Raw genomic sequence first — 18,392 nt, forward strand, 5'->3', positions numbered from 1 at the left:
GAGTTGAGGCAAATGCGGGAGCCTTGGATTTGTTGCAAAGGAGGGGGCTCGATGCCCTTTTCGCCAATCGCTCTTGGTGCAATGACTATCGCCGGCTCGTCGGGTGACGAAGCCAACTCTTTCGGCGATTGGGGACCGTGATGGAATTTGCCGCGCCACTTCTCACCTATGCAGTCGCGCTTGGAATAGCGGCGGCGATCCCCGGGCCGGGCGTCGCGGCTCTGCTGGGGCAGTCGCTCGCCGGCGGACTGCGCGCCTCGCTGTTCTTTCTCGTCGGCCTTGCGCTGGGGGATGTGGTTTATCTGACCTTCGCGGTCGCCGGCCTCGCCGTCATCGCCCAGGCTTTCGCGGGCGCTTTTCTGGTGGTGAAAATTCTGGGCGGTGCGTATCTCGTCTATCTTGCCTACAAGATCTGGACGAGCGATGCCGAGGCGATGTCTATCGGACGGAAGGCCAATTCATCGGGCCTTGCAGCGGCTCTGACCGGATTCACGGTCACCATGGGCAATCCGAAGACGATCATCTTCTACCTCGCCCTCCTGCCCACGGTCGTTGACCTCAAGGCGATCGCCCCCGCGCAATGGAGCGCGCTTTGCGTAGTGACAGTGGCCGTGCTGGCCGTAACACTCATCCCCTATGCGATTCTGGCGGATCGGGCGCGCTCCATCCTCGGGCAGTCGAGTTCGCTGCGCAGGCTGAACCGTTTTGCCGCCAGCTTTATCGGCGCGGCGGGCGTTCTTATTCTGGGGCAGGCTGCGAGCGCGATGGCCCGGCGCAGCTAACGACGAACGATTGGCTCAGGCTTCGAGGGCACTATCCGGACCAGCACCGGAGAAACGGTGAGTGATCAGCTGAGGCCGCATGATGACGGAGTGATCTGTTTTTCAAAAGGCACTTGTTCATCGGAGCGATTTCGCAATGCGAGCCCATCCATGGCCGGCTTTCAGCGACCCTGTTCCTCGTCAATCGAGGCGGGATTTGCCGGTCGGCTGGCTCCGGCAAGAGTCGCGTGCTAGCGCGCTCTTTGTTCGCACCACCGGCCGGGCGCATTCGCAGGCTTCGAAAGGACCAGTCCCATCTCCCGCTTTCTCTGGCTCTTTCCTCCGCTTTTCGTGCTTCTCTGGTCGACGGGTTTTATCGGCGCCCGCTATTCCATGCCTTATGCCGAGCCGTTTACCTTCCTGACGCTTCGATTCTCTTTGGCGCTGGCCATCCTTTGTGGTCTGGCTGTTTTATTGCGCGCGGCGACGCCGACCCGGTCTCAGGCGCTGCATTCCATGATCGCCGGCAGTCTCATTCACGGCGCCTATCTCGGCGGTGTCTTCTACGGCGTGCGCCATGGGCTCAATGCAGGCATCGCCGCACTCATCGTCGGCCTGCAACCAATCCTCACCACGATCCTTGCCGGCATTATTCTGGGAGACCGGATCAAGCCGCGCCACATCGTCGGACTCGCATTGGGGCTCGCCGGCATCACGCTGGTGATCCTGCCCAAGCTGGGGCAGGGCGGCGCGATGACCGCCCAGAACCTCGCGCCGGTCTTTGCGGCGGCGTTCGGGATCTCGCTCGGCACCATCTGGCAGAAACTCTTCGTCACAGGCGTCGATCTGAGGGCAGGCACGGCGTTCCAGTATCTTGGCGCGGTTATCCCGGTCGCCCTGGTCGCCGCGCTGAGCGAAAGCTGGCAGATCGAATGGACGGGGGATCTCATCTTCGCGCTTCTCTGGCTCACGCTCGTCCTGTCGATCGGCGCGATCTTCCTCATGATGGTTCTGATCCGCGAGGGGGCGGTCTCCTCGGTCGCATCGCTGATGTATCTCACACCGGGCGTGACCGCGGTGATGGCTTATTGGCTGTTCGATGAGACCCTGACGCCGATCCAGCTGATTGGCCTTGCGGTCGCTGCAGCCGGTGTCGCGGTTTCGACGCGGGAGTGGAAGCGGCGTCAGGTGCCACCGACCGCCTGATATTGAGCCCTGCTAGCGTTGAGACGTTCAAAGCGGACGCGAAGACAACCATCCGAACGGCCCAGCTGCGGCACCGATCGGATGCCGAAAGCCCGCCGGGTCAATAAGCGCCGTCTGTCTTCCTCAGCATGCTGATCGGCGTCATCATCAGGATGTAGAAATCGAGCGCGAGCGACCAGTTCTCGATGTAGTGGAGATCGTGCTCGAAGCGCCGCTTGAGCTTCTCGGGCTGGTCGATCTCGCCCCGCCATCCCTTGATCTGCGCCCAGCCGGTGATTCCCGGCTTCACTTTGTGACGCCCGAAATAGCCATCGACGATGGCCGTGAAGGTCTCGTTCTTGCTGGACTGGGCGTGCAGCGCATGGGGGCGCGGGCCGACCAGCGAAAGGTCACCGCGCAGCACGTTGAAGAGCTGGGGTAGCTCGTCGATCGAGGTCTTGCGAATGAAGGCGCCAACCCGCGTCACGCGGCTGTCGTTCTTCGTCACGATCTGTTTGGCTTCCGGATCGGAGAACTCGTTGCGGAGCGAGCGGAACTTGAACACCTCGATGATCTGGTTGTTGAAGCCATGGCGCTTCTGACGGAAAATGATCGGGCCGGGGGAGTCGAGCTTGACCGCGATCGCAGCGATCAGCAGAACCGGCGACAGAAGAACGATCGCAAGCGAGGCGAAGACGAAATCGAACACCCGCTTTGCGATCCAGTCCCAGTCGGCGAGCGGCCTGTCGAGCACGTCGATCATCGGAATGTTTCCGATGAAGGAATAGCTGCGCGGGCGGAACTGTAGCGCGTTCTCATGAGCTGAAAGCCGGATATCCACCGGCAGCACCCACAGTTTTTTCAACAGCGCCAGCAACCGCTCCTCGGCCGAAAGCGGAAGGGTGACGATCAGCATGTCGATCCGCGTTCGCCGGGAGAACGTGACCAGTTCGGGAATCGTGCCGAGCTTTGGATATCCCGCGACGATCGGCGGAGAGCGCCGGTCGTTTCGGTCGTCGAAGATGCCGCAAATGCGGATGTCGGAATCGGCCTGGGCTTCGAGACCGCGGATGAGGTCTTCGGCATTGCGCCCGCCACCGACGATCACCGCCCGTCGCTCCATCCGCCCGTCGCGCGCCCATTTGCGAATGAAGGAGCAAAGCGTGACGCGGACGATGCTGAGGGCGATCACGCCGCAGACGAACCAGCCGGCGAGAAACACGCGGGAATGATCGGCGGTCCCGTAAATGAAGAAGATTGCAGCGGTCACGCCCATGATGACTGCGCCCCAGGCACCCGCGACCCGCCAGTGGGCGAGCATCGATTGCCTGAGGAAATTCGGCTTGTAGCCGCCGATCAGATTGATCGTCAGCACCCCGAGCGCAGAGCCACTCAGAATGATCATGACATAAGAGGAGAGCAGGCTTGTTCCGAGTTCGACGTAGAAAACAAGAAAGAGCGAACCGATCGCGGCCAGGAGGCCAAATTCCACCAGCCGAAGATAGCCGGCGAGGAGCCTCGGTGTGATGAAGTCGGTTCGGTAGTGGTCGGCGATCCTCGCTGCAAGCGCGTTCAATTCGGCGTTATCGTGATCGGCCGATGGCTCGCGGGGAGCGAGCGTGCGAAGCTGCACGCCGTCGAAATTCGCAATCGGATCGGTCTGACGCACCACGGGCCTCCAACGCACCCAGGGCCCGAAACATGAGAATTTCGGATTCAACCCATACGGCGCGGATCGTCTCAATTGAGATGAGCATTAGAGGGAGTGAGCTAATATTTGCTCAATAACGCGGTGACGGGTCTTCAGGCTGGATCAGGCAGCGGTCTTGTGCATTTCGATCGTGTTTGGAAAGCGGATCGCGACGATTGTGCCTTCTCCGAGCGTTGAGGCGATGCGGAAGCGGCCGCTATGGATTTCGGTGAGCGAGCGGGCAATGGCAAGGCCCAGTCCGGTTCCCTTCTTCGTGCGGGTCCATTCGCTCTCGGTTTGCTCGAACGGTCTTCCGATCTTCGCCAGGTTCGATGACGATATTCCCTCGCCGCGATCGGTAATGCTGAGAAGCACCGAACCGCCGCGCTGCTTCACAGAAACCCGGACTTCGCCGCCGGTATCGCTGAACTTCACCGCATTCGACATCAGGTTCAGGAGGATCTGGCTGACCGCGCGTCGATCCGCATAGACGTCCAGCTTTTCAGGCTGCTCGACGACGAGGTCGATACCGCGCTTTTCGACCGATGCCTCGATCATTCGTGCGGTTTCCTGCACCGCCTCCGTCAGATCGAAGACCCGGCGCAGGATGGTCGTGCGGCCGGTCTCGATCCTCTGCATGTCGAGGATATCGTCGATGAGTTGCAGGAGGAATTCTCCGCTTTCATAGATGTCGTTCGCATAGGAACAGTACTTTTCCGAACCGATCGGCCCGAGCATCTGCTGGCGCATGATATCGGAAAAACCGAGGATCGCATTCAGCGGTGTCCGCAATTCATGGCTCATATTGGCAAGGAAGGTGGTCTTTGCCCGGGACGCCGCTTCCGCCTTGTTCTTCTCGATCCTGAAGCTCTGGTTCAGCTCTTCCAGCTGAGCCGCCTTTCGCTCCGCATCGCCTCTGGTCTCGCTCAGGGCATGGATGATGTCGGTCAGGCGCCGCTCGGATTCGTGCAGCCGGGTTTGGTGCATCTTGAGCTGGGTGATATCGGCACCAATCGCGATAAAGCCGTCCTTGGTGCGGCGTTCGGAGAGAAGCAACCAGCGTCCGTCCGGCATCTTGATCTCGAATGCGCCGCCGTCCTGATTGGACGCGCTTCCATTGACCCTCGCACTCTCGATCGGCTTGCGCGACTTCTTCATCACTTGGGACAGATTGGTCCCCGGCCTCGTGTCTTCTTCGCCAAGACCGAAGACGGATCGATATTTCGAATTGGCAAGGATGATGTCGTCGTTGTTGTCGCAGAGAACGAAGGTCTCCGGGATGTTCTCGATCGCGCTGTGAAGCTGGTGATGGGCCTCTTTCGTCCGTTCCGCCAGGGCCTGCTGCTCGCTGACGTCGACCGCAATTCCTACCAGATGGCATTCGCCGCTCGGCGTATGGGTTGCTTCCGCTCGGGCGCGCAGCCATACGAAATGTCCATCATTATGACGGAGGCGAAACGTCTTGTCGAAGCTTGCGACATTGCCCGCGATGACCCGGCACAAGCCGCTTCGCACGCCGCTATCGGCAGGGTGAAGGCGCGCTTCAAGTTCGGCGAACCCGATCGATTTGGCGCTGGGTGGAAACCCCAGAAGTTCATAGAGCGAGCGCGACAGCTGGATCTCTCCGCGCGAGACATTCCAGTCCCACAGGCCGGAATGCCCGAGGCTCAAGGCGGTATCGACCAGATCATGGGTCTCGAGATAGGCGTTTTGTGCTTCCGACGCTCGGCTGGCTTGCCGGAAATAGGCAAGGACAATTGCGAGAACCACGATGCTTGTCATGGAAAACAGCGTCACATTGATCGCAAGGGCGTTTCGCCAGGGCGATAGCGCCGGCCGCAGGATCTGACCGGCAGTCGCGAGGCCAAGGCCCTTCGCGAGTTCGATGCTCGAGGTTTCGATCGCTTCTTCGTTGAGGAAGCCTGGAACGGTGGTGGTGCCGCGTCCAAGCTGGATCGCAGTGCGCGACAGCGAGAGCCGTGTCACCAGATCCGATCCGATCAGATATTCGAAGCCGGGTGTCGCCGCGACGATTGAGCCGTCGGTCGAACTGATGACGATGAAGCGTCCGGCTTCAAGCAGGCCTTCGGGAAGCCGGCTCGTTAGAAGGGCGTCGAGGGTATTGACTTCACCCAGTTCTTCCGCAAGGAGCGCGCTTTCTGCTGCGAGGAAGCGTGTCGCAAGGTTGAGATCCTGCGTGAAGTCGTGCTCGATCTCTGCGCGATGCTCGATGAGCGATCCGAACCGCACGACGGCGACGAGCGCCAGAAAGATCACCAGCAGCGCAGGAATGGCGCGACGAAAGAAACGCTCCGTCGATGCTATCTGGCTGTTATTCCATTGGGAAAATGGGGCTGGGAAAGCACCGAATTCTGGCTGGTCGTGGAGGATTCCCTTGAATTTGGAATAAAGGTCCCCCGCCGACGCGAATAACGCGTCTGCCCGCATGTCTGGAATCCTCGTTGCCGCACCTCGCGATTCGGTTGCGCCACACAGCCGAATCACATTGATATCAACAGACGCGAATCAACTTGTCCACACCTTTCCAAAGAGTAAATTTTTAATCACTTAACTTGACACGGTCAGCCCAAGGTTCTGTCCACAATGTCTTTGAGGTCCTTGGAGAGCTGTGGCATTTTTGCAAGCCGAAGGAGGGCCTCTTTCGCCTTTGACTGACGTTCGAACTCCAGAAGCCGGAAAGCCCTGAACGCGGTGGCCATGCGGGCGGAGATCTGGGGATTGATCGCGTCAAGCTCGACAAGGCGGTCGCTGAACCACGCATAGCCACGGCCATCGGCTCGGTGGAATGCGGTCGGGTTCATGCCGGCGAACGACCCGATCAACGATCGAGCCCGGTTGGGATTCTTCAAGGTGAAGCGCGGATGCTTGTAGAGCGCTTCAACCCTTTCGAGTGTAGCAACGTCGGGAGCCGCTCCCTGGAGCGCAAACCATTTGTCGAGAACAAGGGCCTCGCTCTCGTAGCGTTCGTAGAAGATATCAAGCGCACGCTGCGTCATTTCGTGGTCGGGATACCGGAAGACGAGTATCGCAAGCGCCGCTTGCCTGTCCGTCATGTTCGTGGCGCCGGTCATGCGCTCGAAGGCGCGATCCGGCGTGCCTTCGGCAACTGCGACGTAGCCGAGAGACCCGTTGGCGAGCGCGCGCTTTCCGGCGCTTTCGGCATCGGGCGAAAAGGGTGCGTCGGCGGGGGCTGCATTCATCAGCCGCTCAAAGACGGCCGCGCCCTTCGATGCGATCGTTTCGCGCGCGGCCGTCGCGACGGCAAAAACGCGATCCGGATCGACATTCTTTCCGATCAGGCGTGCGATCTCCGTCTCCGCCGGCAGATTGAGAACCTGAGCGCGGAAGGCTGGGTCGAGTGCGTCGTCGCCGGCCGTTTCGACGATTGCCGTGACGAGGTCCGCGCCGAGCGGGTTCTCCGCGACATTACCGGACGCGCTTCCTGCTTCGGCAAGGCGTTCGCCGATCAGGTCGTTCAGGATGCGCCAGCGGTTGAACGGGTTCGGGTCAAGGCGGGCAAGCGCCAGGCGATCGGTCTCGGACTGTTCGTGAACGAGATTGACTGGTGCCGAGAAATCGCGAAGCACCGAGAGATAGGGCTTGCCGCCGACATTCTCGAAGACGAAGCTTTCCTGGCTGTCGGACAACTGGATCACGTCATCGCGGACATCGCCGCCTTCAGTGGGTTCGACCGCCCGATCTTCGCCGTTCGGGCCGACGAGACCGAACTTGACGGGCATCAGCATCGGCCTCGTGCCGGTTTTGGCCGCGCCTTCCTCAAGCTCCTGGGTGAGGGTCAGCGTGTAGCGGTCGTCGTTCGCGTCGTAGTGTTCGCTGACCGTGAGTGTCGGTGTTCCCGCCTGATGATACCAAAGCGCGAAATTCGACAAATCCGCTCCGGTCGCATCCTCGAAGACCTTGACGAAGTCCTCGATCGTCGCGGCATCGCCATCGTGTCGCTCAAAATAAAGGTCCATGCCCTTTCTGAAATCGTCAGGCCCCACGAGGGTCGCGATCATCCGCACCAGTTCGGCGCCCTTGTCGTAGACGGTCGCGGTGTAGAAGTTGTTGATCTCGCGATATTCGCTGGGCCGCACAGGATGCTGGAGCGGCCCCTGATCCTCCGGAAACTGCATGCTCTTCAGGCGGCGGACCGATCCGATCCGCTGAACAGTCCGCTCGCGCTCGTCGGCGGAAAATTCCTGATCCCTAAAGACCGTGAGGCCTTCCTTGAGGCAGAGCTGGAACCAGTCGCGGCAGGTGATGCGATTGCCGGTCCAGTTATGAAAATATTCGTGGGCGATGACGGTCTCGACACCGGCATAGTCCTGATCCGTCGCGATATCCGGGTCCAGCAGGACATATTTGTGGTTGAAGACGTTGAGGCCCTTGTTCTCCATCGCGCCCATGTTGAAATCGGCGATGGCGACGATGTTGAAGACGTCGAGATCGTATTCCCGGCCAAAACGCCGCTCGTCCCAGGCCATCGAGCGCTTGAGGGCGTCCATCGCGTATTCCGCCTGATGGGACCGGCCCTTGTCGGTATAGATGCCGAGCGTGACGGCCTTGCCGCTCGCGGTGGTGAAGCTGTCGCCGACGTGCTCCAGATCGCCGGCCACCATCGCGAAGAGATAGGAGGGCTTGTTGAAAGGATCGTCCCAGACAGCGTAGTGCCGCCCGTCGTCAAGATCGCCGGTCTTGCCCGGATTGCCGTTCGACAGGAGGATCGGCGCGGCCTCCTTCGGAGCCTCGATCCGCACGGTGTAGGGGATCAGAACATCCGGCCGGTCGTAGAAATAGGTGATGCGGCGGAAGCCTTCAGCCTCGCATTGGGTGCACCAGATGCCATTGGAGCGATAAAGGCCCATCAGCTTGGTGTTCTCTTCCGGCACGATCTTGGTGCCGACCTTCAGGACGAAGTCCTCTTCGGCCGGCAGGTTGCGGACGGTCAGCCGGTCGGGGCTCGCCTTATAATCGCTTTCGGCGACGGGCTCCCCGTTCAGCCTCAGATCGGTGAGCGTGAGTTCGTCGCCGTCCAGCACCAGCGGTGCATCCGCCGCCGTACCCTCGCGGCGCCGGATGCGGATCTCGCTGTCGATCTCCGCCGAGCCCTCGAACAGCCGGATCGTAAGAGAGACGCCCTTGAACACAAAGTCGGTCTCGGAATAGTCGGCGAGCCTGACGGTCTGACCGGTCTCGGTGCGCAACATGGGCAGCTCCTTTTCTTTCTTGCCCCGTAGGTAGACACGCCTTCGCGATTTGCAATTTCGCAAGCGCTTTCGTTATCGAGCAGCGGGGCGCGGGTATCGCGGCTCTTCCAGAATTCGCTTTGCAAGGCCGCATCCATGCTCCAAGGCTCCGCCGAAACCGAGAGCCCGATCCTCGGCGTTTCGCTCAAGCTTGTCTCGATCCTTTCCTTCGTCGCGATGCAGACTGCGATCAAGGCGGCGGGTGAAGAGGTGCCGGCGGGTGAGGTCGTCTTCTTCCGCTGTTTCTTCGCGCTCCTGCCCGTCGCGGTCTATCTCGCCTGGCTCGGCGATCTGAGAACGGCGTTTTCCACGAACGATCTGAAGGGACACGCCATTCGCGGGATGATCGGCGTCTGCGCCATGGGCCTTGGCTTTTTCTCGATCACGCGGTTGCCCTATCCCGAATGGATCACGATCAACTACGCGACCCCGCTGATCACGGTGATCTTCGCGGCGCTCTTCCTTGGCGAGCGGGTACGCGCCTACCGCTGGACGGCGGTGGTGATCGGGCTCCTCGGCGTTGCGGTGGTGACGGTGCCGAGCCTCACGGTCGGCAGCGAGGCGCTTTCGGGGCCGCATGTGACCGGTATCGTCGCCTGTCTCGTCGGATCGGTCTTCGCGGCGGTGGCGATGATACAGGTGCGAAAGCTTGCCCAGACCGAGAAGACTGCGACGATCGTTCTTTATTTCATGCTGGCCGCGACCGTCATCTCGGCCTTTACCGCGCCGTTCGGCTGGATCATGCCGTCCGCGTCCCAGGCGATCTTTCTCGTGCTTGCCGGCATTCTGGGCGGCATCGGGCAGCTTCTGCTCACCGCTGCCTATCGCTTTGCCGACACCTCCACCGTCGCGCCGTTCGAATATTCCTCGCTGATCCTTGCGATCGCGATCGGCGCGCTGGTCTTCGGGGAGGCGGTCAACCCCTCAACCCTCATCGGCGGTGCGATCGTGATCGCGGCCGGCATCTTCATCATCTGGCGGGAGAGCCAGCTCGGGCTGAAGCGGCGCAAGGACCGCCAGACGCGGACCTATTGAGCCCCATTCTGCCTCAGCCGTGCCTGGCGCGAATATCCGCAAGCACCTCGGTGTCGATACTCGCATCGTCGCGGATGCGGTTGTCGTAGTTCTCCTGACCCATGAAGCGGGCCATGGCGGCGATTTCAGCATCGCCCCAGAGCGTGTCCGATGGTTCGGTCAGAAGTCCGGTGCGCGTCAGAAGCTGGCGCAGATAGCCGGCGATCTCGGCAGTGATCGGGACGACGTTGGTCTCGTTCGAAGGAAAATAGCTGAGGCGATGAAGCTGGTAGCACCGCGCGAGCTCCTCGATGGGGGCCGCGTGGTCGTAGACCTGGATATCGACCATCCGGCCCGAGCGGCCGCCATACCCGCCGCCGGCCTTGACGACGAGAACGCCCGCCGCCTGAACCCCGCGAAACTCCCCGCCTGCATCGCGCCCTGCGCCAAGCGCCGCGATGAGCCGGGTGGCAAGATCGCCGCTCGCCGTCTCGAAGGCGTTCACCATGGCGGCGAGCACGCCGGTGTTCGACAGTGAATTGCCGATGGCGATCGATTGCTCGCCCTTGAGGCCGCCGCTTTCGCCCTGCCATGTGCCGATCTCCGCGCCGGTGTGATGGGCGCTTGCGCCAGCCCGGTTCATGACCGCGATCTGTCGCTGGCCTTCGGACGCATCGCCGCGCGTGAGGATCGAGATCACGTCTTCCGGCGAGGCGCCGAGACGCAGAAGGTCGAGACCGTCGCGGCCGTGATCGGGGTTCGAGAAGGCCTGGGTGTGGACCATGCCGGCGGTGGCATCACCGTGCAGCACGATGGACGCAACGCCCGGAAACTTCGACTGGACCGCCCCGCCGATGGCGCCTGTCTCGGGATCGTATCCGATAATGGAATAGGTCATGCTTCTCGTGTCCGGTCGTTTATAGTCGTTCGCATACCATCTGGCGCACCATGCGGCGACGAAAACGCGGCGGGCCGGGGTTCCCAAACGAAATATCGGTTGCATTCGCGCGGCGGAACCCGCATGGCTGAGTGATCGCGTCCTTTCTTACCCGCTGCAATCGTTCTCGCGCGGGATTCTCGTAACCTGACGCACCCGGCACCAATTACACCAACGAGTCCAAGCTCATGCGCATTCAACTGGGTTGCCAGCTCACCTACGAGCTGGCGCAGCCAACGCCCATGATCGTCAATCTGAACGTTCATTTCTCCAAGGCCGGCCTTCTCGAAGCGCCGGACTTCCTGCGCGTGACGCCCTTCGTGCCGATTACCAGCTATCGCGACAGCTTCGGCAACTGGATCAACCGCTTGGTCGCGCCGGCGGGCACCTTCTCCCTCGGCACCGATACGATCATCCACGACGACGGCCAGCCCGATCCGGTGGGGTTCGGCGCCTATCAGCATCCGGTCGAGGAGCTGCCGTCAGAGGTGATGGTCTATCTTCTCGGCAGCCGCTACTGCGAAACGGACATCCTGTCCAACGAGGCCTGGCGCCTGTTCGGCCATATCGAGAACGGCTGGGACAAGGTGCAAGCGGTCTGTGATTTCGTGAACGGCCATCTGCACTTCGACTACATGCAGGCAAGCGCCACCCGCACGGCGGCGGAAGCCTATAACACCGGCGTCGGCGTGTGCCGCGACTATGCCCATCTGGCGGTCGCCTTCTGCCGGGCGCTCAACATTCCGACGCGCTACTGCACCGGCTATATCAGTGACATCAACCTGCCAAAGCCCTGGGCCGAGCAGGATTTCTGCGCCTGGATGGAGGTCTATCTCTCCGGCCGGTGGTGGACCTTCGACCCGCGCAACAACGCACCGCGCTGGGGCCGGGTGTTGATCGCGATCGGCCGCGATGCCTCCGACGTGCCGCTGACCCACACCTTCGGCGCGAACACGATGACGGGCTTCAAGGTGTGGTGCGACGAGGTGCCGGACGGCCAGTTCGTCGCTCGGCGCTGACCGCATCCTGATCGGCGGGCACGGTTTTTCGTTCCCGCGCCGCTTTTGAGCGGCCGGGGTGTGCGTGATGTCTCGGTCTCGCGCCGTCCAATGGGGGCGGCGAAGCGCCGGAGGCGAGCCCTCCGAAACTTTAGTCTATTCGGCTCACCTCCGGCGCTCCGCACGGGTTTTGTCGCTCTCGCTTCGCCGATCGCTCCAGCTTTGCCCGATGCCCGCCCCGCCGGCACGCCGGCCTCGTTCGAAGAGGCGGGGGATGCCGGTTCGAGGTATGGCTTCGGGCGTGGCCCAAACCATCGGCGGCTGTTGGTGCTTCACGGGATGCCTTGACGGCTTCCCGTTTAAGCGGACCGATCCGCACCCGCGCCGTAATACGCGAGGGACCAACGGAGCCGCGAGGCGTCCGGGGTGCAGCTCCTCCGGAAGAAGCCGCACCGCAGACCCGCAAGCCACTCAGCCCGAAGCGATCCCGGCGATCACCCGTGCCCGATGGGTGCGTGGCGAGGGGGATTATGCGGTTGGGGGTTGGGGCGGGGATAAGAATTTTCGGGCTGTCGAGATGCCTGCGGCATGCGCTTTCCTTCCTCCTGAGGGAGAGAAAGCGATTTCTTCGGCTTAGCGCCGCAGGCGCTAAACGTTAGAAATCGCAAGAGAGGGGTTCGGGGAGGTTCGGCTGGATTCCGTGGGCAGGTCAGATCGCGAACCCCCCTCTTGTCTTTTCTGAAGTTTAGCCCGCGCTTCGCACGGTCTAAGCCTTCGAAACGACTTTCTCCCCCTCAAGGGGGGAGAGGGGTGCCAGACGCTTTCTTCGCAATCCTCTCTCTCGCGATTGCGGCGATGCGCTCCGCTACCCGGTCGACATCCTCGATCACGTCGTCATTCTCGATGCGAAGGGTCCGATAGTCGGCGCGGGCGAAGGCGGTGTCGCGGTGGCTGTCATGGGCGGCGTTGGCGGTGAGGCCGGTGTGCTGCCAGCCGTCGAGTTCGACGATCAGCCGGGCTTCGTGGCAGACGAGATCGGCGATGAAGCCGAGCATCGGAACCTGCCGGCGGAATCTGAGGCCGGGCAGTCGACCCGCCCGGATGCGATGCCACAGGATACGCTCCGCGTCCGTCGGCATCTCCGCATCTGACGCGCGTACCCTCGATGCTCCGGCTTGACGTCGCGATGGGACGGCATGGCACCATCTTCCGAGTGTCGATCCTGCGATCGTAGATGATGGCGAGGGGCGCGTGAAGCAGGGTGTGAGTTGCGAGCGAAAAAACGCGCTTTGTGCCGAGGCTCCAGCGCCGCGCACCCTCTCTCCCCGTGAGGGAGAGAAAGCGATTTCTTCGGCTTAGCGCCGCAGGCGCTAAACGTTAGAAATCGCAAGAGAGGGGTTCGCGGGGGTGCGGCCGGGTTCCGTGGGGAGGAGAGATCGCGAACCCCTCTCTTGCCATTCTCAAGGTTTCGTCCGAGCTGCGCACGGCCCAACTCCTTGGAATGGCTTTTTATCCATGAAGAAAAAGAAGAAGAAAGGTGCGCTGACTTTTTCTGCAATCGCGGGACCAACCAGCGAAAGTTTGGCTGATTAAGTCGCCCAGTTCGTTATAAACCAGTGCAACCACCGCTCGATCCTGTTGATCTCTGAGATAGCTTCGCGAACGTCGAAATGCTCTTCATATAGAACAGCTGTCGTAAGCTCCTGCGAGAGGCGATGAGTGGTGCAACATCAGAAGTGTGCTCGTAAATAGGGTAGGAAGGTTGCATGCACCGCAAGCGCAGAGGTTGCAATCTTATCTATCTTCCGATTTGCTCAGACTTTCTATCATGGGAGTCGTCTATTAGATCTTACTCAGCCGCTTATGAGGTGAGGCATGTGAGAGATGATCATACAGCAAGTTTTCGGCTTGATGTTTCGCGGCTAAAGCGCCATCTATGAGTAAAATATAGGCAAGGAATTGATCTATGCTATTCGAATTTCTTACTAACTCCGTTTTATCCATTGGTGCAAAGAAGCTCACCGAAAGGCTTATTGACAGGGTACCATTACCTACGAAGCAAAAACAATTAGATAGCGACCAAGTATTTAAAGCATTATCCGCTCACATGGAGTCTAATTATGAACGTTGCTATTATATTAAAACAATATTACGGGATAAAAAAGAATTGTTTTCCGATATTTATTCGGACCAGGGGTTCATTCTTCCGAACGGCGAGAGAATTAATCAAAATCAATTAGCCGATTTCATCAAAAACGGAGAACCAGTTATTTTGCAAGGAACTGGCGGTGGTGGAAAGTCGATGTTTACCCGCTATATGTGGTTGTATTTGTTGGCGGAAAGCGATTCGGTCTACCCGATATTTCTAGAACTTCGCAATCTCAATGGCCTCTCAAACAGCAATGTTGATAGGAAAGATCTCGAAACGTATCTTTATCACTCGATTATAAACAATTCGGCGCATCTGAGCCAAAATCAATTTATTGATCTGCTTCGCGATGGAAAATTTACGTTTTTACTGGACGGATTTGATGAGTTGAATCATCAAATCCGTGACTCTGTTCAGAGATCGGTTGTCGAATTTAAATCTTTGTACAAGCGATGTAATGTTGTTGTAACAAGCCGTGAAGATGAACGTTTTGTTGGATGGCATTTATTTTCGACTGTAAAAATGGCACCTCTTACAAAAGACGAATGCATTAAATTATTACGGAAAGCGCCATTCGATCCAGACCAAAGAAGGAAGATGATAGAGAAGGTCGATGCTGAACTTTTTGAAACGCATTCAACCTTTTTGAGTAATCCGCTTCTCGCGTATATGACGCTTGTGACATATTCATATAATCCGAATTTTACAGACAATATGTTTCAATTTTATGAGCTGGCTTTCGATGCGCTTTATTACAGACACGACCTTACAAAAGGTGGAGGATTTTCAAGGGAATTCTATACTACGAAGGATAAGGCGAAGTTTCAAAAGTTTCTCTCATATTTTTGTCTCCGTACCTACTTTGACGAAAAAATTGAATTCTCTCCAATGACTCTCCGCGATTATTTGCAAGAGGTGAAAAAAATTGAGAACGATGATTTTTCAATCTTTAATATCGACGATTTTATAAAAGATATTATGGAAAACGTGTGTTTATTGAAAAAAGATGGTATTGATTTTACGTTTGTCCACAGAAAGTTCCAAGAATACTTTGCAGCATATTGTATTGCGCGCGTCGCAAGTAGAAACGTGGAGAGACTATTTGAGAAATTTTCTTATAGATACACGGATGACGTTTTGCCTATGGTGTATGATTTGAAACCCGATTTATTCAGAGAGAAATATATATGCGAAATTAGAAAGAAAAATATAAAATTTTTCTCGCTAAAAACACCAAAAAACATTGTTCAAAAATTTGCAGATATTACTGAATTTGCGTTCGTTATTGAATTTACGGATTTGCCGCAAGAAAGATCACGTAAAAAAACGGGAGCCAAATTCGAACTTAGATCATTTTTTCCGGAATTCATCGCAGTCAGGACATCCGGTGATTTGAACGAAGCGGAACGGGTTCTATCACGCGTGTATAATAGACCTGAGGCATCGAGCACTCAGATCGTTGATAATGATGAGGGAATGGAATATCCGTCTGCCCGCGAAGACCAGGTACTTCTTCACAAGGTATGCCACCCCTATCTTCGCGAGTCGCGAAAATACATCATTCGATATCAGAACAATAAGCTTCGATTGTACATTGTTGTTAATAATGAAGAGAGAGAAATAGTAGATTCGATTTTTGAAACCGAGAGTGAAAAGATGTTTTTACATCGATATATCCGGAGGAAGGCAAAGAGGTTTCATAATTTTGTTAATCGCGAAGCGGCGAAATATGAGTCAGTCTCTGAGAGTTTCGATGACTTTTTTGGTTGAAAATTACGATAGATATGATCTGGCTCCATGAGGATGAGTATTTACATTACCCCAACGCCTCCGCCACCATCGCATCCTCGAACACGTCGTCTCGCGCTTCGCCCTCGACCCGCTCCCGCCCGATCTCCAGCATCACCGGCACGGCGAGTGGGGAGATGCGGTCCAGCGGCTTGTGGACGATGTGCTGCTTGATGCGGGCGAGAAGGTCCGACACGCGGGCGACATCGAGAAGGCCGGTGGCCGCATCCGCCCAGGTGGCTTTGAGGAGGATATGGTCCGGCTCGTGGGCGCGCAGCACGTCGTAGACGAGATCGGTCGACACCGTGACCTGTCGGCCGGTCTTTTCCGCGCCCGGCTGGTTGCGCTGGACGAGCTGGGAGATGACGGCGCACTGGCGGAAGGTGCGCTTCAAAAGCCATGAATCGCCCATCCAGGCTTCCAGATCGTCGCCCAACATATCCTCGTCGAAGAGATCGTCGAGGCTGAGGCGGCCATCGGCGATCATGGCGGTGAGGTCCGCCTTGCACCAGACGGAGATGGCGTAGTCCGTTGCGACGAAGCCGAGGGGTTTGGCGCGGGCGCGCTCCAGCCGGCGGGTGAGGAGCATTCCGAGGGTCTGGTGGGCGAGGCGCCCCTCGAAGGGATAGATCACGAGATAGAACTGGTTGCCCCGCGGAAAGGTCTCGACCAGAAGATCGTTGGGGCCGGGGATGAGGGACTTTTCCGCCTGAAGGCCGAGCCAGTCGCCCACCTGTTCGGGCAGCTCCGACCAGCGTTTCGGATCGGCGAGCATGGCGCGCACTTCCGCCGCGAGATAGGTGGTGAGGGGGAATTTCGATCCGCCCCAATAGGGCACCTTCGGTTCGGCCCCCGGCGCGCGGGTGACGAGACAGCTCGTCTCGAAGATGCCCTCGAAGCGCAGCACCTCGCCGCCGAAGAGGAAGGTGTCGCGCGGCTCCAGCGTTTCGAGAAAGGCCTCCTCGATCTTGCCGAGGATGAAGCCGCCGCGCTGGATGGAGGTCTTCGTTTTCTTGCGGACGACACGGACATCGAGGGTCTGGGCCTCGATGATGGTGCCGGCGTTCATCCGGTAGGCCTGCGCGATCGACGGATGGGTGATGCGGAAGGTGCCATCCTCCGTGCGGCGGATCTTGGCGTAGCGCTCGTAGACGCGGAGCGCATAGCCGCCGGTGGCGACGAAATCGACGATCTGCTCGAACTCCTCCCAGGTGAGGGCGGCATAGGGCGCGGCGCTGGTGATCTCGTCGTAAAGGGCATCGGCGTGAAAGGGCTCGGCGACGGCCATGCCGAGAACGTGCTGGGCGAGCACATCGAGCGCGCCGGTGCGAAGGGGCGGGGTGTCCTGGTCGCCGAGATAGTTGGCGTTGAGCGCGGCCTGGCACTCCATCACCTCGAACCGGTTGGAGGGCACGAGTATGGCGCGGGAGGGCTCGTCCATGCGGTGGTTGGAGCGGCCGATGCGCTGGGCGAGGCGCGAGGCGCCCTTCGGTGCGCCCACATGAACGACGAGGTCCACATCGCCCCAGTCGATGCCGAGATCGAGGGTGGAGGTGGCGACGACCGCGCGCAACCGGTTCTCGGCCATGGCCGCTTCCACGCGCCGGCGCTGCTGCACATCCAGCGAGCCGTGATGGAGCGCGATGGGCAGCGTCTCGTCGTTGATCTTCCACAGCTCCTGAAACAGAAGCTCGGCCTGGAAGCGCGTGTTGACGAAGAGCAGCGTGGTGCGGTGGGCTTTAATCGTCTCGTAGATCTCGCCCATGGCATAAAGGCAGGTATGGCCCTGCCAGGGCACGCGCTGTTCCGATTTCAGGATGGTGATCTCGGGCTTCGCGCCGCCGGTGACCTGGATGAGGTCCGCCCTGTTGTCGGCTCCGGGCGACTGGGGCACCAGCCAGCGGCAGAGTTCATCCGGTTCCGAGACGGTGGCCGAAAGGCCGACGGTCTTCACGTTCGGCGCGAGGGTGCGCAGGCGCGAGAGACCGAGCGCGAGAAGGTGGCCGCGCTTCGAGGTGACGAGGGCGTGCAGCTCGTCGAAGATCACGTATTTGAGGTCCGCGAAGAAATCCCGCGCGCCCTTCTGGGCGATCAGCAGGGAGAGCTGCTCGGGCGTCGTCAGCATGATGTCGGGCGGCTTCAGCTTCTGGCGCTGGCGGCGAACCTGTGAGGTGTCGCCGGTGCGGGTCTCCAGCGTGACGGGCAGGCCCATCTCGGCGACGGGACGCTCGAGATTGCGGCGGATATCGGTGGCGAGCGCCTTCAGCGGCGAGATGTAGAGGGTGTGGACGCCGCGCGGCCGGGTGCCGGGCTTGGGGCGCGGCTTCGTTGCAAGATCGGTGAGCGAGGGCAGGAAGCCGGCGAGCGTCTTGCCGGCGCCAGTGGGCGCGATGAGGAGGACGGAGCAGCCGGCCTGAGCCCGCGACAGAAGATCGAGCTGGTGCGGCCGCGGTGCCCAGCCATTCGCCGCGAACCATTTCAGAAACGGCTCGGGGAGGGTCGCCGGGGCGGTGGTCTCGGCATCGAGGATCGGGGCGGTGCGGTCGTTCACGGGGTGTTCAAGCTTTCCTTCGTCGGCGAACGGACATGGACAGCGCCGC

General features: G+C 59.5%; 11 protein-coding genes. 5 read left to right on the forward strand and 6 right to left on the reverse strand.

Features of this window, described 5'->3' with window-relative positions; all coding sequences use genetic code 11:
- The first annotated feature begins 140 nt into the window (after positions 1-140).
- Complete coding sequence (locus ABDX79_RS07680; RefSeq protein ID WP_346219858.1) at positions 141-782, forward strand: LysE family translocator; 642 nt, start codon at positions 141-143, stop codon at positions 780-782.
- Positions 783-1,112: 330 nt separating this feature from the next.
- Positions 1,113-1,967 carry a DMT family transporter gene (locus ABDX79_RS07685; protein ID WP_346219690.1) on the forward strand — a complete coding sequence of 285 codons (855 nt, stop codon included), beginning with the start codon at positions 1,113-1,115 and terminating at the stop codon, positions 1,965-1,967.
- 100 nt (positions 1,968-2,067) lie between these two features.
- Here ABDX79_RS07685 and ABDX79_RS07690 read toward each other — a convergent pair whose 3' ends face one another.
- The 3 genes from ABDX79_RS07690 to pepN form a co-directional block, all read right to left on the reverse strand.
- Positions 2,068-3,615 (reverse strand): undecaprenyl-phosphate glucose phosphotransferase, encoded by a 1,548-nt coding sequence (locus tag ABDX79_RS07690; protein WP_346219691.1) that lies wholly within the window; start codon positions 3,613-3,615, stop codon positions 2,068-2,070.
- A gap of 144 nt (positions 3,616-3,759) precedes the next feature.
- Positions 3,760-5,913 (reverse strand): PAS domain-containing sensor histidine kinase, encoded by a 2,154-nt coding sequence (locus tag ABDX79_RS07695; protein ID WP_346219692.1) that lies wholly within the window; start codon positions 5,911-5,913, stop codon positions 3,760-3,762.
- A gap of 305 nt (positions 5,914-6,218) precedes the next feature.
- A complete protein-coding gene (pepN, locus tag ABDX79_RS07700) occupies positions 6,219-8,867 on the reverse strand; it encodes an aminopeptidase N (RefSeq protein WP_346219693.1) in 2,649 nt (882 codons plus the stop codon).
- A 135-nt stretch (positions 8,868-9,002) separates the two neighbouring features.
- On the opposite strand from pepN, the gene ABDX79_RS07705 reads away from it, so the two are divergent.
- Positions 9,003-9,941: a DMT family transporter gene (locus ABDX79_RS07705; RefSeq protein ID WP_346219694.1), complete on the forward strand. Its 939-nt coding sequence runs from the start codon at positions 9,003-9,005 to the stop codon at positions 9,939-9,941.
- Between the two features lie 13 nt (positions 9,942-9,954).
- Here the strand turns inward: ABDX79_RS07705 and ABDX79_RS07710 are convergent, their stop codons facing one another.
- Positions 9,955-10,818, reverse strand: a complete 864-nt coding sequence (locus tag ABDX79_RS07710) for a DUF1028 domain-containing protein (RefSeq protein ID WP_346219695.1) — start codon at positions 10,816-10,818, stop codon at positions 9,955-9,957.
- Between the two features lie 227 nt (positions 10,819-11,045).
- Here ABDX79_RS07710 and ABDX79_RS07715 point away from each other — a divergent pair, with 227 nt between their 5' ends.
- On the forward strand, positions 11,046-11,876 hold the full coding sequence (locus ABDX79_RS07715) for a transglutaminase-like domain-containing protein (RefSeq protein WP_346219696.1): 831 nt from the start codon (positions 11,046-11,048) through the stop codon (positions 11,874-11,876).
- A gap of 773 nt (positions 11,877-12,649) precedes the next feature.
- Here the strand turns inward: ABDX79_RS07715 and ABDX79_RS07720 are convergent.
- Positions 12,650-12,994, reverse strand: a complete 345-nt coding sequence (locus ABDX79_RS07720) for an endonuclease domain-containing protein (RefSeq protein ID WP_346219697.1) — start codon at positions 12,992-12,994, stop codon at positions 12,650-12,652.
- Positions 12,995-13,821: 827 nt separating this feature from the next.
- Between ABDX79_RS07720 and ABDX79_RS07725 the strand changes: the two genes are divergently transcribed.
- Positions 13,822-15,774, forward strand: coding sequence for an NACHT domain-containing protein (locus tag ABDX79_RS07725; RefSeq protein WP_346219698.1), 1,953 nt, complete (start codon positions 13,822-13,824; stop codon positions 15,772-15,774).
- Positions 15,775-15,820: 46 nt separating this feature from the next.
- Here ABDX79_RS07725 and ABDX79_RS07730 read toward each other — a convergent pair whose 3' ends face one another.
- Complete coding sequence (locus tag ABDX79_RS07730; RefSeq protein WP_346219699.1) at positions 15,821-18,343, reverse strand: ligase-associated DNA damage response DEXH box helicase; 2,523 nt, start codon at positions 18,341-18,343, stop codon at positions 15,821-15,823.
- Between the last annotated feature and the right edge of the window lie 49 nt (positions 18,344-18,392).

This window comes from Fulvimarina fulva (assembly GCF_039652615.1).
Classification (GTDB): Bacteria; Pseudomonadota; Alphaproteobacteria; order Rhizobiales; family Rhizobiaceae; genus Fulvimarina.